At 65.1% G+C, this 21,184-nt stretch carries 18 protein-coding genes; 13 read left to right on the forward strand and 5 right to left on the reverse strand.

Features of this window, described 5'->3' with window-relative positions; all coding sequences use genetic code 11:
* Nucleotides 1-347: 347 nt before the first annotated feature.
* Nucleotides 348-839 (forward strand): iron response transcriptional regulator IrrA, encoded by a 492-nt coding sequence (gene irrA, locus IVB54_RS38805; protein ID WP_018455787.1) that lies wholly within the window; start codon nucleotides 348-350, stop codon nucleotides 837-839.
* A 133-nt stretch (nucleotides 840-972) separates the two neighbouring features.
* Here the strand turns inward: irrA and IVB54_RS38810 are convergent, their stop codons facing one another.
* A complete protein-coding gene (locus tag IVB54_RS38810) occupies nucleotides 973-1,503 on the reverse strand; it encodes an SH3 domain-containing protein (RefSeq protein ID WP_026233024.1) in 531 nt (176 codons plus the stop codon).
* A gap of 326 nt (nucleotides 1,504-1,829) precedes the next feature.
* On the opposite strand from IVB54_RS38810, the gene IVB54_RS38815 reads away from it, so the two are divergent.
* Complete coding sequence (locus tag IVB54_RS38815) at nucleotides 1,830-2,831, forward strand: D-glycerate dehydrogenase (protein ID WP_018455785.1); 1,002 nt, start codon at nucleotides 1,830-1,832, stop codon at nucleotides 2,829-2,831.
* 3 nt (nucleotides 2,832-2,834) lie between these two features.
* On the opposite strand, the gene IVB54_RS38820 is transcribed toward IVB54_RS38815, so the two are convergent.
* A complete protein-coding gene (locus IVB54_RS38820) occupies nucleotides 2,835-3,746 on the reverse strand; it encodes a LysR family transcriptional regulator (protein WP_247295885.1) in 912 nt (303 codons plus the stop codon).
* Between the two features lie 115 nt (nucleotides 3,747-3,861).
* On the opposite strand from IVB54_RS38820, the gene IVB54_RS38825 reads away from it, so the two are divergent.
* The gene (locus IVB54_RS38825; RefSeq protein ID WP_018455783.1) at nucleotides 3,862-4,869 is read left to right on the forward strand and encodes an aldo/keto reductase; all 1,008 of its coding nucleotides are present in this window, start codon (nucleotides 3,862-3,864) and stop codon (nucleotides 4,867-4,869) included.
* Between the two features lie 9 nt (nucleotides 4,870-4,878).
* On the opposite strand, the gene moeB is transcribed toward IVB54_RS38825, so the two are convergent.
* A complete protein-coding gene (gene moeB, locus IVB54_RS38830; protein ID WP_018455782.1) occupies nucleotides 4,879-5,682 on the reverse strand; it encodes a molybdopterin-synthase adenylyltransferase MoeB in 804 nt (267 codons plus the stop codon).
* Nucleotides 5,683-5,911: 229 nt separating this feature from the next.
* Here moeB and IVB54_RS38835 point away from each other — a divergent pair, with 229 nt between their 5' ends.
* Nucleotides 5,912-7,270 carry a serine protease gene (locus IVB54_RS38835; protein ID WP_026233023.1) on the forward strand — a complete coding sequence of 453 codons (1,359 nt, stop codon included), beginning with the start codon at nucleotides 5,912-5,914 and terminating at the stop codon, nucleotides 7,268-7,270.
* 77 nt (nucleotides 7,271-7,347) lie between these two features.
* Here the strand turns inward: IVB54_RS38835 and ggt are convergent, their stop codons facing one another.
* The gene (gene ggt / locus IVB54_RS38840) at nucleotides 7,348-9,027 is read right to left on the reverse strand and encodes a gamma-glutamyltransferase (protein ID WP_247370542.1); all 1,680 of its coding nucleotides are present in this window, start codon (nucleotides 9,025-9,027) and stop codon (nucleotides 7,348-7,350) included.
* 239 nt (nucleotides 9,028-9,266) lie between these two features.
* Here ggt and IVB54_RS38845 point away from each other — a divergent pair, with 239 nt between their 5' ends.
* On the forward strand, nucleotides 9,267-10,010 hold the full coding sequence (locus tag IVB54_RS38845; RefSeq protein ID WP_085362015.1) for a ParA family protein: 744 nt from the start codon (nucleotides 9,267-9,269) through the stop codon (nucleotides 10,008-10,010).
* Nucleotides 10,011-10,280: 270 nt separating this feature from the next.
* Here the strand turns inward: IVB54_RS38845 and mutM are convergent, their stop codons facing one another.
* Nucleotides 10,281-11,186, reverse strand: coding sequence for a bifunctional DNA-formamidopyrimidine glycosylase/DNA-(apurinic or apyrimidinic site) lyase (gene mutM / locus IVB54_RS38850; RefSeq protein ID WP_018455778.1), 906 nt, complete (start codon nucleotides 11,184-11,186; stop codon nucleotides 10,281-10,283).
* An 81-nt stretch (nucleotides 11,187-11,267) separates the two neighbouring features.
* Between mutM and ubiE the strand changes: the two genes are divergently transcribed.
* The 8 genes from ubiE (at nucleotide 11,268) to IVB54_RS38890 (ending at nucleotide 21,090) form a co-directional block, all read left to right on the forward strand.
* Complete coding sequence (gene ubiE / locus IVB54_RS38855; RefSeq protein ID WP_247295877.1) at nucleotides 11,268-12,029, forward strand: bifunctional demethylmenaquinone methyltransferase/2-methoxy-6-polyprenyl-1,4-benzoquinol methylase UbiE; 762 nt, start codon at nucleotides 11,268-11,270, stop codon at nucleotides 12,027-12,029.
* Nucleotides 12,026-13,600: a 2-polyprenylphenol 6-hydroxylase gene (gene ubiB / locus IVB54_RS38860; protein WP_026233022.1), complete on the forward strand. Its 1,575-nt coding sequence runs from the start codon at nucleotides 12,026-12,028 to the stop codon at nucleotides 13,598-13,600. The genes ubiE and ubiB overlap by 4 nt, the downstream gene beginning before the upstream one ends.
* Before the next feature lie 56 nt (nucleotides 13,601-13,656).
* The gene (gene coaBC, locus IVB54_RS38865) at nucleotides 13,657-15,117 is read left to right on the forward strand and encodes a bifunctional phosphopantothenoylcysteine decarboxylase/phosphopantothenate--cysteine ligase CoaBC (RefSeq protein ID WP_018455775.1); all 1,461 of its coding nucleotides are present in this window, start codon (nucleotides 13,657-13,659) and stop codon (nucleotides 15,115-15,117) included.
* Nucleotides 15,114-15,572: a dUTP diphosphatase gene (gene dut, locus IVB54_RS38870; protein WP_018455774.1), complete on the forward strand. Its 459-nt coding sequence runs from the start codon at nucleotides 15,114-15,116 to the stop codon at nucleotides 15,570-15,572. The genes coaBC and dut overlap by 4 nt, the downstream gene beginning before the upstream one ends.
* A gap of 178 nt (nucleotides 15,573-15,750) precedes the next feature.
* On the forward strand, nucleotides 15,751-18,255 hold the full coding sequence (locus IVB54_RS38875) for a PAS domain-containing sensor histidine kinase (protein ID WP_018455773.1): 2,505 nt from the start codon (nucleotides 15,751-15,753) through the stop codon (nucleotides 18,253-18,255).
* Complete coding sequence (locus IVB54_RS38880) at nucleotides 18,252-19,796, forward strand: bifunctional tRNA (adenosine(37)-N6)-threonylcarbamoyltransferase complex ATPase subunit type 1 TsaE/phosphotransferase (protein WP_018455772.1); 1,545 nt, start codon at nucleotides 18,252-18,254, stop codon at nucleotides 19,794-19,796. Before IVB54_RS38875 ends, IVB54_RS38880 begins: the two co-directional genes overlap by 4 nt.
* 129 nt (nucleotides 19,797-19,925) lie before the next feature.
* Nucleotides 19,926-20,243, forward strand: coding sequence for a PilZ domain-containing protein (locus IVB54_RS38885; protein WP_018455771.1), 318 nt, complete (start codon nucleotides 19,926-19,928; stop codon nucleotides 20,241-20,243).
* Nucleotides 20,244-20,367: 124 nt separating this feature from the next.
* Entirely contained in the window at nucleotides 20,368-21,090 is a 723-nt protein-coding gene (locus tag IVB54_RS38890) for a nucleotidyltransferase family protein (protein WP_018455770.1), read from the forward strand.
* Nucleotides 21,091-21,184 lie beyond the last annotated feature (94 nt).

Here is a 21,184-nt window from a genome sequence, read left to right on the forward strand (position 1 = left end):
CTTTGTGTTCAAACCCCGATTGAGCGGCGTTTCCGGCGAAAATGGGCCCCATCCTGTTCGAAAGGCGACATCTGTTGCCATTGTCAGACGAGAATACCGAAGGACCCTGGATGGATAGCGAGCGGCCCTCAATGCCGGGTCGCGCCAAAATGGGTTAAGCGGAACCGCGGGCTCTCTAACACAGGCCATTTCGGGTAGCAAAGCGCTCTCATGAAGGTAAAATGACGGGCCGCCACCCCGGTTCCCTGCCTGATTAGAACCGCTCTAGTTGCGAGAAACTTGCATCTGCATCTATCTCTCCATATATGTTGGGCAACGACAGTGTTCACGCGTGCCCGAAGCTGGAAATGAACGAAAATAACGCGCCCCATCGCGACGAAGAGGCCCATGCGGCGGCTCTTATGTCCGGCCGCCAGCCGGCGTTGACCGGCTGCCCGTGGCACGACGTCAACGAAATGCTCCAGTCCGCAGGGCTTCGCCCCACGCGCCAGCGCATGGCGCTCGGCTGGCTCCTGTTCGGCAAGGGTGCACGTCACCTCACGGCTGAAATGCTTTACGAGGAAGCGACGCTGGCCAAGGTGCCGGTCTCGCTGGCGACCGTCTACAACACGCTGAACCAGCTCACCGATGCCGGTCTGCTGCGTCAGGTCAGCGTCGACGGCACCAAGACCTATTTCGACACCAACGTCACGACCCACCATCACTACTACCTCGAGAACAGCCATGAGCTGGTCGACATCGAGGATCCGCATCTGGCGCTGTCCAAGATGCCTGAGGTGCCCGCGGGTTACGAGATCGCCCGCATCGACATGGTCGTACGGTTGCGCAAGAAGCGCTGAGATCTATCCTGAACTGCTGATTTGATCGTCATGGCCGGGCTTGTCCCGGCTATCCACGTTATTCGGTCAGGCGTCGAAAAATGCGTGGATGCCCGGGCATGACGGTGGAGCAACAGTTCCGCTCCCGCCCAGATCAATTCACCTGCTCGTCCGAGTAGACGCCCCAGAGGCGCTCCTGCTGGATCCAGCCGTCAAAGCCGTTACCGCTGACGCGGCACCAGTTTGCAGTGCACTTCTTCACCTGGGTGACGACACCGGCCTGGAGCCTGGCCGCAACCGCGCTCTCGGGATCGGCGCGGTCGTAGATCGGCGCGAGCTCGTCCTTGTGCTTCATGGTGACGACAGCAGTACGGCGGCCCGACAGCAGCGAGTGATAGACCCAACCCTCGGCGCCCTCGGAATCGCGGACCCGGCGCCAGTTCTCGAACTCGGCGGTGATTTCGACCGGCAGGCCGGAACGGGTGTAGACCCAGGCGACGTCGTTGTCCTTGGTCGGGCCGGCGCGGACGTTGACGTGATCCGATTTCAGGCTGACGTAGCGCGGCACCGGGAGGCCTGAGGCCGTCTGAGGGGTGTTGTCCTTTGCCGAATGCCCGGGACTGACCGAAGCGCTCAACCAGGTGCAAACGAGCGCCATCACCGAACAAAAACGCCCCAACGCCATCAACCCGTCTCCTGTCGAAGGTCCGGCCGAGCCGGTCCCTCGCCCTAAATTCCCAAACCAGGCCGCTGTCGCCCCTGACCCCGCCCCACGCGGGTGTTCCCGAGCCCTTTACCCGTGGTTCTTGTCTTGGCCCGGCCTTCTGCTAGAGAGGACGGACATCTGAACAACCGGTTTGTCCCGATTTTCCGGCCGGAAATGTCGGGAGAGCTTGAAGGAAACGCCGGGGACGACACGGCAAGCGCAGTGTCGAACAACCGGGTTAATGAGGCCTCAACGGCCGGCCTTTGGCGACAGAGGCGGCTCGCAACGCCTCATGAGGGCAGGACATGTCGGTGAAGAAAAAGCCCCTCGTCGTGGTGACGCGCAAGCTTCCGGATTCGATCGAGACCCGGATGCGCGAGCTGTTCGACGCGCGGATCAATCTCGACGACACGCCGATGTCGCCCGAGCAGATCGCGGAAGCCGCCCGTACCGCCGACGTGCTGGTCCCAACCGTGACCGACCACATCTCCGCCGACATCGTCAACCAGCCCGACTGCAGGTTGAAACTGATCGCGAATTTCGGCAACGGCGTCGACAACATCGATGTCGAGGCCGCGCATGCCCGCGGCATCACCGTCACCAACACGCCGAAAGTTCTGACCGAAGACACCGCCGACATGACCATGGCGCTGATCCTCGCCGTGCCCAGGCGGATGATCGAAGGCGCCTCGATCCTGACGGAAGGAAAACCCTGGCCGGGCTGGTCGCCGACCTGGATGCTCGGCCATCGCATCGGCGGAAAGCGCCTTGGCATCATCGGCATGGGCCGCATCGGCCAGGCGGTCGCACGCCGCGCCCGCGCCTTCGGCTTGCAGATCCACTACCACAATCGTCGGCCGGTGGCGCCGAAGATCGCCGAAGAGCTGGGCGCGACCTATTGGGAAAGCCTCGACCAGATGCTGGCACGGATGGACATCATCTCGGTGAACTGTCCGCACACGCCGGCGACCTACCATCTGCTGTCGGCGCGCCGGCTGAAGCTTATTCGCAAGGACGCCTACATCGTCAACACCGCGCGCGGCGGGGTCACCGACGAGGACACGCTGATCAAGCTGATCGAAGGCGGCGAGATCGGCGGCGCCGGCCTCGATGTCTATGAGCACGAGCCCGCGGTGAACCCGAAGCTGGTGCGGCTCGCCAAGGCCGGCAAGGTGACGTTGCTGCCGCATATGGGCTCGGCCACGATCGAGGGCCGCGTCGAGATGGGCGAGAAGGTGATCATCAACATCCGAACCTTCCTCGATGCGCACAAGCCGCCGGATCGCGTGCTGCCGAGCATGCTGTGAGGTCTATTTGCTGCGTGTTTCGCGCTTGCGCCAGTCGGCAACGAAATCGATAAAGGCCCGCAGCGCCGGCGGCGTTTGTCGCCGGCTTGGATAGTACAGGAACGGCCCGGGAAACGGCTCGCACCAATCCTGAATCAGACTGACGAGCGCGCCGGACTTCAGGGCTTCGCCGACATAACCATCAAGCGTCGCCCAGATGCCGGCGCCGTCGAGCGCGGCGCGCATGGAAAGGCCCATGTTGGTCGAGATCAGCTTTGCCGGCGGATCGACCTTCACCAGCTGGCCGGCCTTCTCGAACTCCCAATCGTGCATGACACCGCTGGAGTAGCGGGCGCGGATGCAATTATGGTCGAGCAGATCCTTCGGATGCTCCGGCTTGCCGCGGCGCGCGAGGTAATCGGGCGAAGCGACTACGACATAGCTCTGCGGGCCGCTGAGCGAGATCGCCACCATGTCCTGCGCGAGATGCTCGCCATAACGTACGCCGGCATCGAAGCCCGCGCTGACGATATCGACAAACCCGCTCTCGGAAACGATCTCGAGGTCGACCTGCGGATAGGCCTTAAGGAACGGCCCGATCATGGGGGCCAGCACGAGATCGACCGCGGGTGGCGGCGCGTTAATGCGCAGCCGGCCCGAGGCCATCTCGCGCAGGCCCCGGACCTGATCGAGGGCCTCGCCGACATCGCGCAGCGCCGGAGCCACGCGCGACAGCAGCAGCTCGCCCGCCTCGGTCAGGGCGACGCTGCGGGTGGTGCGGTTCATCAGGCGGACGCCGAGGCGCTCCTCCAGGTCCCGCAATCGCTGGCTAAGGCTCGACACCGACACGCGAATATCGATCGCCGCGCGCCGGAAATTGCGGGTGCGGGCGACCGCCATGAAGACGTCGAGATCACGCAGGTCGGGCTCAGCCATTGTTCGTTAATGTGAACAAGCCATTCTCGATTGTCCAGCTTATCGGCGCAATCGACCAAGCGCATATCAGGCCTCGTCACGCGGCGCAGTCAGCGCCTTTTCGAGGAGAGCCATCATGGAACAGCGCAAACTCGGTTCGACCGGTCCCACCGTCTCCGCTCTCGGTCTCGGGTGCATGGGCATGTCCGAGGTCTACGGCCCCGCCGATCGCGGCGAGAGCATCGCCACGATCCACGCCGCACTGGATGCCGGCATTACCCTGGTCGACACCGGCGATTTCTACGCCATGGGCCACAATGAAATGCTGGTGCGCGAAGCGCTCAAGGAGGTGCCGCGCGACAAGGTGCAGATCAGTGTCAAGTTCGGTGCGCTGCGCGGTCCTGCCGGCGAATTCACCGGCATGGACACGAGGCCGGCCGCAACGAGGAACTTCCTAGCCTATTCGCTGCAGCGGCTCGGCACCGACTACATCGACGTCTACCGTCCGGCGCGGCTCGATCCCAACATTCCGATCGAGGAGACCATCGGCGGCATCGCCGATCTCGTGAAGGCCGGCTACATCAAACATATCGGCCTGTCCGAGGTCGGCTCCGCCACCATCCGCCGCGCGCATGCCGTGCACCCGATCGCCGATCTCCAGATCGAATATTCGCTGATCGAGCGTGGCATCGAACGCGACATCCTGACGACCTGCCGCGAGCTCGGCATCGGCATCACGGCTTACGGCGTGTTGGCGCGCGGCCTCATCAGCGGCCATTGGTCGAAGGACTCCGGCAAGACAGGCAAGGACTACCGGCTGATGACGCCGCGCTTCCAGGGATCGAATCTCGATGCCAATCTCGCATTGGTGGAGCAGCTGCGCGCCATCTCCGCTGAGATTGGCGCGACGCCGGCACAGGTCGCGATCGCCTGGGTGGCGGCGCAAGGCAAGCAGATCGTGCCGCTGGTCGGCGCCCGCACCCGCAACCGCCTCACCGAAGCACTCGGCGCGGCCAAGGTCACGCTGACGCCGGCTCATCTCGCCGTGCTGGCAACGGCCTTCCCGCCCGATGTCGCTGCCGGCACGCGTTACGCCGCTGAGCAGATGGCGCATCTCGACAGCGAGAAGCCGGCCACAGCATAACGTCTGCAATCAAGTGCGATGGGCGCTGAGATCGGTGATCACAGGCCCATCGCCATTGAGCGGATTGGCGGGATCGCGCGCGTAACGCAGCGTCTCGAAGCGCATCGCGCGCGCATCGATCATCAGGAGGCGGCCGACGAGGCCGTCGCCAAAGCCGACGATCTCGCGGATCGCCTCCAGCGCCATCATCGAGCCCATCACGCCCGCGAGCGCGCCCATGACGCCGGCTTCCGCGCACGCCGGCACGGTCCCGGGCGGCGGCGCTTCCGGGAATAGGCAGCGATAGGTCGGATTGAATTCGCCCTGCTCGTTTGTCTCATGCGCGCGGATGGTGGTCAGCGAGCCATCGAAGGTGCCGAGCGCCGCCGTGATCAGCGGCCTCTTGGCGAAGAAGCAGGCGTCCGAGGCCAGATAGCGGGTCGAGAAATTGTCGGAGCCGTCGAGCACGAGGTCATAGTCCCCGATCAGCGACAGCGCATTGTCGGCATTGAGCCAGGTGGCGTGACCGACGAAGCGGACATGCGGGTTGAGCGCCGAGATCCGTTCGGCCGCGCTCTCGACCTTGTGCCGGCCGATATCGGGCGTGGTGTGAATGACCTGGCGCTGGAGGTTCGACAGCGACACCACGTCGTCATCGACCACGCCGAGCGTACCGATGCCGGCGGCCGCCAGATACATCAAAGCGGGCGCACCGAGCCCGCCGGCGCCGATCACCAGCACGGAGGCCCGCTTCAGCGCAGCCTGGCCGGGGCCACCGACATCGCGCAGCACGATATGGCGGGCATAACGTTCGAGTTCGTCCGGGCTCAGCATCGTTATCCTTCCAGATCCTCTCCTCATGGTGAGGAGGCGCGAAGCGCCGTCTCGAACCATGCAGGCCCCGCTGCGGCTGCACGGCCTTCATCCTTCGAGACGCCGCTTACGCGGCTCCTCAGGATGAGGAGCTAGACCTCTCCTGCCGGTCTGAACCACCGCAACATTGTTCGCGACCAACGAGATGTGCTTCAATGGCATTGCGTTCAATGGGCGGGCTGGATTTGTCATGAGATCGATGCTTGCGGCAACACTGATGTTTGCGGCTGCGACAGGCGCGAACGCCCAGATGACGACACCGCAGCTTCCCGGCACCAAGCCGAAGCCGGTCCAGACCGTTCCGATCCGGCCTCCTGCATTGCAGACGCCGGCTGCGACGGCCGATGCCATGGCGCAGGCGGAGCGGCTGTCGCTGCAGTCCGACCTCGCCTGGGTCGGCCAGTATAACGGCGCCATCACCGGCGACGTCAGCGCGCGCCTGGTCGAGGCCATCAAGGAGTATCAGAAGGCCAAGGGCGGCAAGGCGACCGGCGTGCTCAATCCGCAGGAACGCGCAGCGCTCGCCGAGACCGCGCGCCGCAAACAGGACAGCGTCGGCTGGAAGATCGTGACGGAAATGACCAGCGGCGCGCGGCTCGGCATTCCCTCAAAGCTGGTGCCGCAGCAGGCGACCGACGCCAACGGCTCGAAATGGACCTCGCCCACTGGCACGGTGCAGGTTCTGCTCAGCCGCCGCAAGGAGGCGAACCCGACCACAGCCAAGCTTGCCGAAGCGGAGAAGAAAGAGCCGGGTCGCAAGGTCGACTACACCGTGGTAAAGCCCGACTTCTTCGTGCTGTCGGGTCTGCAGGGCCTGAAGAAATTCTATTTGCGCGGCACCTCCAGGGGTGACGAGGTCCGCATCATGACGATCCTCTACGATCAGGCGACCGAGAACACGGTCGAGCCGGTCGTGATCGCGATGTCGAGCGCCTTCAACGCGTTTCCGTCGGGGCCACAGGCGGGGCCGCCGCCACGCAAGACCGTCGAATATGGCACCGGCATTGTCGTCAGCGACGATGGCGCGATCCTCACGGACCGCCTCGTCACTGATAGCTGCCTCGCGATCACGATCGCCGGCTATGGCAGCGCCGACCGTCTCGCCGAGGACCGGGAACACGACCTCGCGCTGCTGCATATTTACGGCGCCCGCGGCCTGGAGCCCCTCAACCTCGCGGCCGGCGCAGCGAAGACGAGTGTCGATGTCATCGGTATCGCGGATCCGCAGAGCCAGGGCGGAGCCGCGGGTGTGTCGAGCCTCAAGGCTACGCTGGCATCCGTCGGTGGTGGCGATTCCCCACTCTCACCGCCACCGTCTGTCGGCTTCTCCGGCAGCCCCGCCATCGACGGCGACGGCAAGTTCGCCGGCATCGCACTATTGAAGCCGGCGATGGTTGCGGGCCCCGCGACGTCGGTGCCGGCGTCGCAGGCGGTGATGGTCTCCGCGGAGACGGTGCGCGATTTCCTGAAGGCGAACGGTGTCGCGGCGAACGGAACGTCCACAGATGCGAAAGCCGCTGTCGTGCGCGTGATCTGCGTGCGCAAGTAGCTCTCGTGTCCCGGGCGCGGTGCGGCATGAAATGCGCGCCGCTGAAGAAGCGCTGCGCTGCGTCCGGGGCATGAGACCTAGCTCAGCCTGAACCTGATCCCGGCCTTCGCAAGACCACCCGAGATCCCGACCGGCGTGCCGTCCGCACGCCAGCAAGCGGCGCCACTCATGGTGCCGTCGTCGTGGAAGGCGATACCATTCATGCCGCCGGCGACTGCCGCGACAGGCTGCACCTTGTGGCCGAGCTCCGCGAGCTTCGCGCGCACGCTCTCCGGCACCCTCTGCTCGACCTCAAGCGCATTGCCTTCGGTCCAGACCCGCGGCGCCTCGACTGCTTCCTGCAAGCTCATACCGTGGTCGATCAGATTGAGCAGCGCCTGCATCGCGCTCGGGAAGATTCGTTTTCCGCCGGGCAAGCCGAGCGCATAGCGCAACTTTCCATCACGGAGTGCCATCATCGGCGACATCGAGGTCGTCACCCGCTTGCCCGGCGCCAGCGACAGGGCGTGGCCTGGACGCGGATCGAACAGGTTCATGTAGTTGTTGGCGATGGCGCCCAGGCCCGGGATCATGATCTTGGCGCCGAACAGATTGTTGATGGTCTGCGTGGTCGCAACCACGTTGCCGAACGCATCCGCCGCCGTCATGTGCGTGGTGTGAGCGCCTTCAAGCTGCGACACGCCGGCGCCCCAGCTCTGCGCCCGTGCCGGATCGATCGCAGCGCGGCGCTCCTCGGCGTAGGCCTTCGAGGTCAGCCGCTCCACGGGGACGCCGACATAATCAGGATCGCCGCTGGCCGCGGCGCGGTCGGCGAATGCGATCTTCAGGACCTCGGCAAGATAGTGGATGGTCTCGGGCGTACCGAAGCCGAGGCCTTGGATGTCGTAGCCTTCCAGGATGTTCAGCATCTGTGCGATATGCACGCCGGAAGCCGCGGGCGGCGGCGGGCCAAAGATAGTCCAGCCGCGGTAATCGGCGCGGATCGGCTGCCGTTCGACGGTCTTGTAGCTGGTGAGATCGTTGCGCCGGATGAAGCCGCCGGCCTTTTCCATATAGTCGACCAGGATATCGCCAAGCGGCCCCTCATAGAGCGCCTTTTCGCCGTGGTCGGCGATATGCCGCAACGTCTCGGCATACTCGGCCTGTACCACGCGCTCGCCGACCTTGAGCGGCTCGCCGTCTGGCAGATAGATCGCCGCGATCGGCTTGTCCTTGCGCATCTCGGCGGCGCTCTCGGTGATGCATTCGTGCAGATAGGGTGTCGTCGCATAGCCGCGCGCGGCGTGCTTGATCGCGGGCTGCATGACGTCGGCAAGGCTCATGGTGCCGAAGCAGCGCAGCGTCTCGCACCAGGCTTTCAGCGAGCCCGGCGTGGCGACCGCCTTTGGTCCGTTGAGATTTTCATTGCCGACGGTGTCGAACACATCATGCGCGGAACCCGGCGTGGGGGTGTAGCTGGTGTCAAGCACCGCCGCGGGCACGGTGCTCTGTCCGTCGATGAAACGGTGGCTGCCGTCGGCGAGCCGGATGTGCGCCATGCCACCGCCGATGATGCCCACCATCATCGGCTCGACCACGGTCAGCGTGAACAGGGTCGCTATCGCGGCGTCGATGGCGTTGCCGCCGGCGGCCAGCATCTCCGCGCCGGCGCTGGAGGCCAGTGGATGGTTGCTGACCACCATGCCGCGGCTCGATACCGCCGGCATCTTCTGGCATTCGAAATTCGTCGCCGTCCGGTCGCGCCAGTTTCCGCCCATGCCGCTTGTCCTTATTATTCACGGCTGCAAGCACAGCACACGGACGAGTACGGGTCCAGTAATGGTACGGATTCGTTGGCATTCCCGATTCCGCCATCATCGTGACTGCTGATTCGGACCTCCGCGATCCCCTTTGGATCGGGCCGGCACGTCCTGAGCGAGAAGAGCTCAGCATCGAGATCGATGCACGTTCGCGTGGCGTTTCCCGAGACCCAAGCACTCCAAAGGATTGATCTTCAATGCACACGATCGCACTGGCCACCCAAAAGGGTGGCAGCGGCAAGAGCACGCTCGCCATCGGCCTCGCGCTGGCAGCCAAGCAGGCCGGCTTCACCGTTCGCCTGATCGAAACCGACCCGCAGGGCACACTGTCGAACTGGCAGCGCCGCCGCACCACCGATGATCTCGTCGTCGAGCCGATCTATCACGCCGCCGATATCGAGCCGCGCCTGAAGATGCTCGCCGACGGCGGTCTCCAGATTGCGATCGTCGATACCGCCGCCGGCCTCAGCGCCGCGACCACCGCCGCGATCCGCCATTCCGACCTCTGCCTGATCCCGGCACGCCCGAGCGTCGCCGACATCGAAGCGACCGTTTCGACGCTGAGCGTCGCGCGCGCCTGGAAGCGGCCTTACAGCTTCGTGCTGAACCAAACCCCGATCCGCGGCCAGCGCATCGACAACGCCGCCAACACGCTCGCCGAGGAAGCAGCGCTTGATCTCGCCGAGGTGCTCGCGCGTCCCCTGATCGTGATGCGCAACGATCACCAGGACTCGCTCGCCAGCGGCCTTGCGGTGAGCGAATTCGCGCCGAACGGCAAGTCGACCGAGGAGATCCGCGGCCTCTGGCATTGGATTGAGACCCGGCTCGAGCTCGACGTCACGACCAATGTCTTGATCGACCAGGTCATCGCGGCCGCGGACGGAATGTTGCACGTCGCCGCCGAGCTGGCCGCCGATGAAACTACGATACTGGCGTCCTGAGCGGGGGTATCGCTCGGATGGCAGCCGGACCTTCACCATCCGGAAGGGCCTTAGCGACGAAGCAATCCGGCCACCAGCCCGGCCGGATTGCTTCGCTTCGCGTTTTTGGGAAACTCTATCTCCGCTGTCATTGCGAGGAGCTTTGCGACGAAGCAATCCAGACTGCTTCGTTGGAAAGCTTCTGGATTGCTTCGCTGCGCTCGCAATGACGGTCGTGGTGGGCTCGTCACCGCCGCTGAACTTACGACCTCTCGGATACGAGCCTGATTTTCACTTCTGACATTTCGGACACCAGAAGGTCGACCGGCCGTTCTGCGTAAAACGCTTGACGATGCCGCCACATCGCGGCGTGGTGCATTTCTCGCCCTCGCGATCGTAGACCTTGAACGAGTGCTGGAAATAGCCGAGCTCGCCCGAGGTCTGGCGATGATCGCGCAAGCTGGAGCCGCCGGCCTTGATGGCGTCGTTCAGCACGGTGTGGATCGCGCCGACCAATCGCTTTGCATGGTCGGTCGGCTCGCCCCCGGCAACGCCCTTGCGTTGTCCGGCCTTGGTCGACAACGTCGCGGCGATCCGGCGCGGCGACAGATGCGAACGATGCAGGGCTTCGCAGACATAGATATTGCCGAGCCCGGCGACCACGCGCTGATCGAGCAGCGCGGCTTTCAGGCTCGTGGTCTTGCCGGCGCAGGATCGCGCCAGCATCGCGGCGTCAAATTCGTTGCCAAGCGGCTCGGGCCCGAGCCCGCGCAGCAGCGGCTCCTCGTCGAGCGCGCTGCGCGCGATCACTTTCATGTAACCGAAGCGGCGCGGATCGTTGAAGATGATGTCGGCGCCGGAGGACATCCGAAACAGCACGTGATCGTGCGCGGAGTCCTTGGCTCGCGGATAGTGAAACTCGCCCGGCGCCGCCTCGTTGTCCGGCTTGATGACGCGAAACGAACCCGACATGCCCAGATGCATCAACAGCACGTCGCCGGAGGTGAGATCGGCCATGAGATATTTTGCACGGCGGCCGAGCCCCGTGACGACCTGCCCCTTCAGTCGGGCCACGAAGTCCGGCTGGAAAGGAAAGCGCAAATCAGGCCTGCGGGTCTCCGCGACCAGGATTTTCGCACCCTCCATGACAGGCTGAAGGCCGCGGCGGACGGTCTCGACTTCGGGCAATTCGGGCATGGTCAGGCATTCACCTTATGAGAGCGGTGTGATAGCGCCATTGCGGCGGGCGCGCTATGGTCCGCCTCGTGGAGTAGAGTAATGGATCGGCCGGGCGAAACCACGCATTTTGGCTTCAGGGACGTCCCCCTGGGCGACAAGCAGACGCTGGTGAACGATGTGTTTCACAGCGTGGCGTCGCGCTATGATTTGATGAACGATTTGATGTCCGGTGGCCTGCATCGGGTCTGGAAGGACATCATGATCACCGCGCTCGACCCGCCGCGAGGCGACCGGCGGTTCGCGCTGCTCGACGTTGCCGGCGGCACCGGCGACATCTCGTTCCGCGCCGCCAAGGCCGCAGGCCCCGGCTTCCATGCCACCGTCTGCGACATCAATTCCGGGATGCTGGAGGTAGGCCGCGAGCGCGCCGCAAAGCGGCATCTCAAGACCCAGGTCGATTTCGTCGAGGGCAATGCGGAAGCGCTCTCCTTCGCCGACCGCAGCTTCGACGCATATACGATCGCTTTCGGCATTCGCAACGTGCCTCGGATCGATCTCGCGCTGGCCGAGGCCTATCGCGTGCTCAAGCCAGGCAGCCGCTTCCTCTGTCTGGAATTCTCCACCGTCGAGATGCCCGGACTCGATCGTCTTTATGACCTGTTCTCGTTCAAGGTCATCCCGCCGCTCGGCCGCATGATCACGGGTGACGCCGAGTCCTACCAATATTTGGTCGAGTCGATCCGCAAGTTCCCAAGACCCAACGCCTTCGCCGATATGATCCGTAATGCCGGCTTCGCCCGCGTGAACTGGCAGATATTGTCCGGCGGCATCGTCGCACTGCATTCGGGCTGGCGTTTGTGATCTCTGCCATAACCCATAGTGCGCGCCTGATGCGCGCCGCGTTCGTTTTCGCGCGCGAGGGCGTGTTCGGCGCCGTCGATCCCAGCCTGGTGCCGCCGCCCGGACAGCTCGCGCTGAAGCTTGCGCGCATCGTCGAACGGGGCGGCCCTAAGGACGGGCCTCGGCTGTCGCGCGCGCTGACCCGGATGGGCCCGGCCTATCTCAAGCTCGGGCAATTTCTGGCGACGCGCCCCGATGTGGTCGGCGTTGCCATGGCGCGCGATCTGGAAAGCCTGCAGGATCGCCTGCCGCCGTTTTCGCAAGTCGAAGCGGAAGCCGTGATCGCGACGTCGCTGGAGCGTCCGCTGACGGACGTATTCGCGAGCCTCAGTGCGCCGGTCGCAGCGGCCTCGATCGCACAGGTGCATCGCGGCGAAGTCTTGCGCGATGGCATCCGCAAGGCGGTCGCCGTGAAAGTGCTGCGCCCCAACGTGGCCGCACGCTTCCGCCGCGACCTCTCCGACTTCTTCTTCGTCGCATACAAGGCCGAGTCCTATTCGTCCGAGGCGCGGCGCCTGCGTCTCATCGAGGTCATCAACACCATGTCGCGCTCGGTCGCGATGGAGATGGACCTGCGCCTCGAGGCCGCGGCGCTGTCGGAGATGGCGGAGAACACGCGCGACGATCCTGATTTCCGCGTACCGACCGTGGACTGGGACCGCACCACGCACAACGTGCTGACGATGGAGTGGATCGACGGCATCGCGCTGAACGATCACAAGCGCCTGGCCGAGTCGCAGGTCGACCTGCCCGATCTCGGCCGCAAGGTGATTCAGAGTTTCCTGCGCCACGCGCTGCGCGACGGCTTCTTCCACGCCGACATGCATCCGGGCAATCTGTTCCTGGATGACGCCGGTCGCCTCGTCGCGGTTGATTTCGGCATCATGGGCCGGCTCGGCATGAAGGAGCGGCGCTTCCTTGCCGAAATCCTGCTCGGCTTCATCACCCGCGACTATCGTCGTGTCGCGGAAGTGCATTTCGAGGCAGGCTACGTCCCGGCGCATCACTCGGTCGAGAACTTCGCGCAAGCGATCCGCGCCATCGGCGAGCCCATTCATAACCGCACGGCGGAAGAGATCTCGATGGCGCGGCTGCTGACGCTGCTGCTCGAGGTCACCGGCCTGTTCGACATGACCACGCGGCCCGAGCTGATCCTGCTCCAGAAAACAATGGTGGTGGTCGAGGGCGTGGCACGCGGCTTCGATCCCAAGCTCGACATCTGGAAGGTCGCCGACCCCGTGGTGCGGGAATGGATCGAGCGCAATCTCGGTCCGATCGGCCGGGTCCAGGGCGCGATCTCCGGCACCGGCGATCTCGCGCGCATCCTGATGCGCCTGCCTGATATCGCCGCGCGCTCGGTTACGGTGCTCGAACAGCTGGAGACCATGACCCGGGAGGGCATCCGGCTGTCGCCGGAGAGCATCGCGGCGATGGGCCGCAGCGAAGGCCGCAAGAACCGTTGGCGCACCGTGGCGCTCTGGATCATCGCCGCGACCTTCATCGGCATCCTGATCGCCGTCCGGAATCTTTGATTGCAGTGCAATCATGCGAATGATAGCATCGCCATCATTTGTGCTGGAGGGGTGTCATGGCGAGCCTGACCATTCGCAAGCTCGATGAAGGCATCAAAACTTACCTTAGGCTGCGCTCGGCCAGGAACCGCAGGTCGGTCGAGGAAGAGGTCCGGGTCATCCTCGGCGAGCTGATCGAGGGCCGCGAGGAGCCCCTGACGCCGTTCACGGCGCCGCCCGCGGCTTCCGCCACCCCCACGCCCCAGCGCAGCGGCGCCCTCCCCGAGGCCAACGTCACCCTGATCATCGGCGGCGGGATCGCGGCCTACAAATCGCTCGACCTGATCCGCAGGCTCAAGGAGCGGCGGATCGAGGTCCGCTGCGTGCTGACCAAGGCGGCGCAACAATTCGTCACGGCATTGGCCGTGAGCGCGCTCTCGCATGAGCGCGTCCACACCGACCTGTTCGATCCCGAGAGCGAGTTCGACGCCGGTCATATCCGGCTGGCGCGCGAGTGCGACCTGATCGTGGTGGCGCCTGCGACCGCGGATTTGATGGCCAAGATGGCCAACGGCCATGCCGACGATCTCGCCAGCGCCATCCTGCTTGCGACCAACCGCAAGGTCCTGCTCGCGCCGGCGATGAACCCGCTGATGTGGAACAACGCGGCGACGCGGCGCAACGTCGCGCAACTTCAACGCGACGGCGTGATGCTGATCGGGCCGAATTCCGGCGAGATGGCGGAAGCCGGTGAAGCCGGCATCGGTCGCATGTCCGAGGCGATCGAAATTGCGGCTGCCACCGAGCGACTGCTGCGGCCGCCGTTGCCGCGCCCCCTCGCCGGCAAGCGCGTGCTGATCACGGCTGGTCCGACCCACGAGCCGATCGATCCGGTGCGCTACATCGCCAACCGATCCTCCGGTAAGCAGGGCTTTGCGATCGCCGCCGCGGCACAGGCCGCGGGCGCCGAGGTAATCCTGGTCAGCGGCCCGGTCGATCTCAGCGATCCCCAGGGCGTGACAGTCAAGCATGTGGAATCGGCACGGCAGATGCTGGAGCAGGTGCAGGCCGCGCTCCCCGCTGACATCGCGATCTTCGCCGCCGCCGTCGCCGACTGGCGGGTCGCCAATGAAGGCGAGCAGAAGCTGAAGAAGACTTCGGCCGGCATGCCGCCGCTCCAGCTGGTCGAAAACCCCGACATCCTCGCGACGATCTCCAAGCTGACCGACCAGCGGCCGCCACTGGTGATCGGCTTTGCCGCCGAGACCGAGCACCTCATCGACAACGCCAAGTCGAAGCTTGCCCGCAAGGGCTGCGACTGGATTGTCGCCAACGACGTCTCCCCCGCAACCGGGGTGATGGGCGGAGACCGCAACACCGTGCACCTCATCAGCAAGAGCGGTGAGAAGAACGATGAGAAGGATGGCGACATTGCAGTTGATTCCTGGCCGGCGATGACCAAGGAACAGGTCGCCATTCGATTGGTCGCGCATATCGCAAAGAGCGTGACCGGCAAATCCCGGGAGCCCGCATCTTGAGCACCAAAGTCACCGTCGAACTGCAACGCCTGCCCCATGCGGAGGGGCTGCCGCTGCCGGCCTATCAGACCAATGATGCCGCCGGTCTCGACCTGATGGCGGCGGTGCCCGAGAACGAGCCGCTGACGCTCGCGTCCGGCCAATACGCGCTGGTGCCGACGGGACTCGCGATCGCGTTGCCGCCCGGCTACGAGGCGCAGGTGCGGCCGCGCTCCGGGCTTGCGGCCAAGCACGGCGTCACCGTGCTGAACTCACCGGGCACGATCGACGCGGACTATCGCGGCGAGATCAAGGTGATCCTGATCAACCACGGCCAGACCGCCTTCGTGGTCAAGCGCGGCGAGCGCATCGCGCAGATGGTGATTGCGCCAATGGTGCAGGCCGCGCTGGTTCCCGTGTCGACATTGTCCGCGACCGATCGCGGGACCAGCGGATTCGGCTCGACCGGCCGCTAACACACCGAATCACCCGAGGAATTACGCGAATTGGAACACCGCCTTCGGCATTTTTTTGGGACCGCCGTTGCGTTCACGATCTGGACTCTTACCGGTGGAGTCACGGTGAGGGTATTGTCGTTTGATTCGCGCGCGACGGGGGTCGCCGCGCGCAAATTCGTGCGATCTTGGGGCAACTATGTCAGGCGTGATCGTGTCGATGCGTCGGACGCTGCTGTCGTGCACATCGCTGGTGCGCAACGGCTTGTTGGGAAGCGCTCTCGCGGCGCTGCTGCCGGCTGCGCCGGCTGAGGCCGCCGACCTCGTCGACACACTCTCAACGTTGCTGGATTTCAACCGGCAGGAGCTCGCGGTGCTGGCCACCGCGCTGGCCTTGCTCGGCTTCTCGGTGGTCGCCGCGATCCTCCTGATGCGCACGCGCGTGCGCACGGCGAAGAACGAGGCGCGGCTGCGCGCCCGGATCGGGGAACTCCAGCTCCAGGCCGACCGCTTCGGCGCATTGCTGTTCGCCGAGCCGCAGATCCTGATCTCTTGGCCGGCCGGCGACAATCGCGCGCAGATCTCCGGTGACATCTCCATGGTGCTGCCGCGCGACTCCTCTCCGCAGCGCGTGCTCGCGTTTGGAACCTGGTTGCCGCCGGAACCGGCGCTGCAGATGGATCACGCCGTCGATGCGCTGCGCGACCGCGGCGACGGGTTCCAGCTGACGCTCACCACCGCGCATGGCCACACGCTGGAGGCCATCGGCCGCGCCATCGGTGGCCAAGCCATCGTCAGGATTCGCGAACTCTCGGGGCTCCGCCGCGATCTGGCCGAGACCAATCTGCGTTACAAGGCACTTTCCGACGAGACGGAGATGTTGCGCGGCTTCGCGACCGCCGCCCCCTGGCCGATCTGGGCCAAGGGCGAGAACGGCGCGCTGGCTTATGCCAATCCCGCCTATGTCCGTGCGACCGAGGCGGCGAGCATCACCGACGCCCAGGAGCGCAAGCTCGAGCTGCTCGACAGCGCCGACCGCACCGCGATGGAGCGGGGACTGAAGGAAGCGGCCAATTTCACCTCGCGGCTGCCGATCGTGATCGGCGGCGAGCGGCGCATCTATGATGTGCGCGCCGTCAATGTCGGTGGCGGCAATGTCGGCGTTGCCATCGATGCCAGCGAGGCGGATGCCTTGAGCTCGGCGCTGGTGCGGATGGCGGAGGCGCATCGCCGTACGCTGGACCAGCTCTCCTCGGGCGTTGCCGTGTTCGATGGCCAGCGCCGGCTTGCCTTCTACAATGATTCCTACCGCCAGCTGTGGGACCTCGACCGCACCTTTCTCGACGCCAACCCCGATGATTCCAGCGTGCTCGACAAGCTTCGCGCCGCGCGCAAATTGCCGGAGCAGCCGGACTTCCGCGCCTGGAAGGCCAAGCTGCACGAGGCTTATCGGGCGGTCGAGGCCGCCAAGGACACCTGGTATCTGCCCGATGGGCGCGCGCTCTCCGTCGTCACCACGCCGAATCCCGAGGGCGGCGTCACCTATCTGTTCGACGACGTCACCGAGAGCCTGGAGCTCGCCCGCCGCTTCGACGGCATGATCCGGGTCCAGCGTGAGACGCTGGATAGCCTCGCCGAGGGCGTTGCGGTGTTCGGCAGCAATGGCAGGGCGCAGCTGTTCAACCCGGCGTTCGTCCGGATGTGGAAGCTGTCCGCTGACGCCATGCGCGACGAGCCGCACATCCAGACGGTCGAGGGCTGGTGCCATCAGCTGTTCGACGACGCGATCGTTTGGCGGCAGATCCGCGAGGCCGTCACCTCGATCGAGAGCCGCGCCGACATTCCGCTGAAGCTTGAGCGCAAGGACGGCAGCGTGCTCGACGGCATGATCCGGCCGCTGCACGACGGCGCCACGATGCTGACGTTCCAGGACATCACCGACACCGAGAACGTCGAGCGCGCTCTGCGCGAGCGCAACGAGGCGCTGGAGGCGGCCGACCAGATGAAGGTGGATTTCGTCCACCACGTCTCCTACGAGCTGCGCTCGCCGCTCACCACCATCATCGGCTTTGCGCATTTCCTCAGCGATCCCTCGACCGGGCCGCTGACCCCGAAACAGGCCGAATATCTCGACTACGTCACCAAATCGACCAATGCGCTGCTGGCGCTGACCAACAACATCCTGGATCTCGCCACCATCGACGCCGGTGCCATGAAGCTGGAACTCGGCCCGGTCGACGTCAGCAAGACCATCGAGCTCGCCGCCGAGGGTCTTCAGGACCGGCTCGCCACCGACCGCATCCGCCTCAAGGTCGAGATCGCGCCCGATGTCGGCAGCTTCACCGGCGACGAGAAGCGCGTGGTGCAGGTGCTCTATAATCTCCTCGCCAACGCCGTCGGGTTTTCTCCACCGGATTCCACCGTCGGCATCAGCGCCCGCCGCACCGAACGCAGTGTGGTCTTCACTGTGACAGATTCCGGGCCTGGAATACCTGCCGACATGAAGGACAAGGTGTTCAACTGGTTCGAGAGCCGCTCGCAAGGCTCGCGTCATCGCGGCGCCGGGCTCGGCCTGTCGCTGGTGCGCTCCTTCGTCGAGTTGCATGGCGGCAATATCCGGGTGGATTCGATCGTGGGCAGGGGCACGGTCGTGATCTGTGACTTCCCGACCGACCAGGCGGCGCATCGCGACGCCGCCGAATGACTGCGCCAACCACATTCGCCGTCGCGCTCCGCAACGAGACAGCCACTGCGCAACTAGTGGCCGACCTCGCGCTGCTGGTCGGCCCCGGCGATGTCATCACGCTCACCGGCGATCTCGGGGCCGGCAAGACCGCGGCGGCGCGGGCCATGATCCGCTACCTCGCCGGCGACGATGCACTGGAAGTGCCGAGCCCGACCTTCACGCTGGTGCAGGGCTACGAGCTGCCACCGTTCCCGGTGATGCATGCCGACCTCTACCGCGTCGAGGACGAGAGCGAGCTCGAAGAGATCGGGCTGTCGCCGCTGCCGGAAGCAACCCTCGTCCTGATCGAATGGCCGGAGCGCGCGCCGTCGGCGATGCCTCAAGACCGCATCGACATCGCGCTGACGCACCGGCCGGCGCTGGGCTCGAATGCACGCGCCGCCGACATCACCGGCCATGGCAAGGCTGCCGCCATCGTCGCGCGGCTGCAGGCGCTGCGCGAATTCCTCGATGCATCCGGCTACATGGAGGCAACGCGCAAACGCATGGCGGGCGACGCCTCGACGCGCTCCTATGCGCGGCTGCAGCGCGACGACGAGATCGTCATCCTCATGAATTCGCCGCAGCGCCCCGATGGTGCTGCGATGTACAACGGAAAATCCTACAGCGCCGCGGTGCATCTCGCCGAAAACATCAAACCCTTCGTCGCCATCGACGAGGGCCTGCGCGCGCAGGGAATCTCGGCGCCCGCGATCCATCATTCCGACCTCGACCACGGGTTCCTGATCAGCGAAGACTTCGGCACCGAAGGCGTGATCGAGGGCGATCCGCCGCGCCCGATCGCCGAACGCTACGAAGCCGCGGCCGATCTGCTGGCCGTGCTGCACGGCAAGACGCTGCCGCAAACGCTGCCGCTCGGGCGGCAGACCTACGCCATTCCCGTCTTCGATATCGAGGCGCTGCTGATCGAAATCGGCTTGATGCCGGAATGGTACCTGCCTGATCGCAACGCGCCGCTGGACGACGCGAAGCGCGCCGAATTTTTCGCCATGTGGCGCGAGTTGCTGCAGAAGGCGCAGGCCGCGCCGAAGACCTGGATCATCCGCGATTATCACTCGCCGAATCTGATCTGGCTCAGCAATCGCACCGGCATCGAACGCGTCGGCGTGATCGATTTCCAGGACACCGTGCTGGGGCCGCAATCCTACGACGTGGTGTCGCTGCTCCAGGACGCCCGCATCGACGTGCCCGAGGCGATCGAGCTGACGCTGCTGTCGCGCTACATCAAGGCGCGCCGCGCCAGCGAGGCGAGCTTCGATGCGGCCGGCTTCGCCGAGCTCTACGCCATCATGTCGGCGCAGCGGAACACGCGTCTGCTCGGCACCTTTGCCCGCCTCAACCGCCGCGACGGCAAGCCGCATTATCTGCGTCACCAGCCGCGGATCTGGACCTATCTCCAGCGCTCCCTGGCGCATCCCACGCTCGCCCATCTGCGCGACTGGTATCTCGCCAACGTCCCGCCGCCCCAAAGGCAGGCCCAAGGCCCGGCCCAAGGCTGAGGCCCAAGGCGGAAAAGGCTAGTAGGGGCTGAAAAGGCTGATTCAGGGCTCGATTTACCGGCTGTTAGCCAAGACGCCGGTAACCTGGCGGCGGAGCAGCCGGATGATTACGGGGCTGGAGCAGGGCAGATGGCGGTGAAGACGGACCAGCGCGGCAACAGCCGGGTTGTTTTCGAGCGCGGGATCGCGGCCCAGATGATGGGTATCGACGGCACCTGGCGGCGCGATTGCACCATGGAGGACGTCTCCGACAGCGGCGCCAAATTGACCATCGACGGCTCAGTCGAAGGCCTGCATCTGAAGGAGTTTTTTCTGCTGCTGTCGTCCACCGGACTTGCGTACCGACGCTGCGAGCTCGCCTGGGTGAATGGTGACCAGATCGGCGTCAACTTTCTCAAGCTCGGTGACAAGAAGAAAAAGGCGCGGTCAACGTCCATCGGGGCGTAACGGCAACACCTGTCGTACAAGCGTCACGGCAGGTGGTTAAGGCGGTTAAGACGCGGTGCGGTCGGTCGAACCTCATGTTAGGATTGCTGCGAACGCGAGATCAGTAGGTCTGAGAAAGCGAAGGATGCCCGTCAAACCGACCAAAGCCATGGTGCTCGCCGCAGGGTTCGGCCTGCGCATGCGTCCGTTGACGGACAAGATGCCGAAACCGATGGTTCCGGTGGCCGGCCAGCCGCTGCTCGACCATGTGCTCGACAAGCTCGGTCGGGCCGGCGTGAGCGAGGCGGTGGTCAACGTGCATTACCTGCCGGACCAGATCATCGATCACACCGCATCCCGCCAGCATCCGCGCGTGACCATCTCGGACGAGCGCGACCAGGTGCTCGGCACCGGCGGCGGCGTGGTCAAGGCACTGCCGCTGCTCGGGGACGCACCGTTCTTTCACGTCAATTCCGACACGCTGTGGATCGACGGCGTACGCTCCAACCTGACGCGGCTCGCCGAAAACTTTGATCCCGCGCGGATGGACATTTTGCTGCTGATGGCGCCGACGGCGACCAGCATCGGCTATAGCGGCCGCGGCGATTACGGCATGCTGGCCGACGGTGCCCTGCGCAAGCGCAAGGAAAAAGAGGTCGTTCCGTTCGTCTATGCCGGCGCTGCGATTTTGTCGCCGTCGATCTTCGCCGATGCCCCCGCGGGCGAGTTCTCGCTGACCAAGATGTTCGATCGTGCCAACGAGCAGGAGCGGCTGTTCGGCCTTCGCCTCGACGGCGTCTGGATGCATGTCGGCACGCCTGATGCCGTGCACGCGGCGGAAGAGGCGTTTCTGGAGAGCGTGGCGTAGGGCTGCGCCATTGTCCCCTACGGCACCTGTTCTGGTCCGGCAAACAGCGGGGACTATCCCACCTCCGCCCATGACCATTTGACTCCGCCTCCCT

Origin of the sequence: Bradyrhizobium sp. CW1 (assembly GCF_023100665.1) — a bacterium.
Taxonomy (GTDB): domain Bacteria; phylum Pseudomonadota; class Alphaproteobacteria; order Rhizobiales; family Xanthobacteraceae; genus Bradyrhizobium; species Bradyrhizobium canariense_D.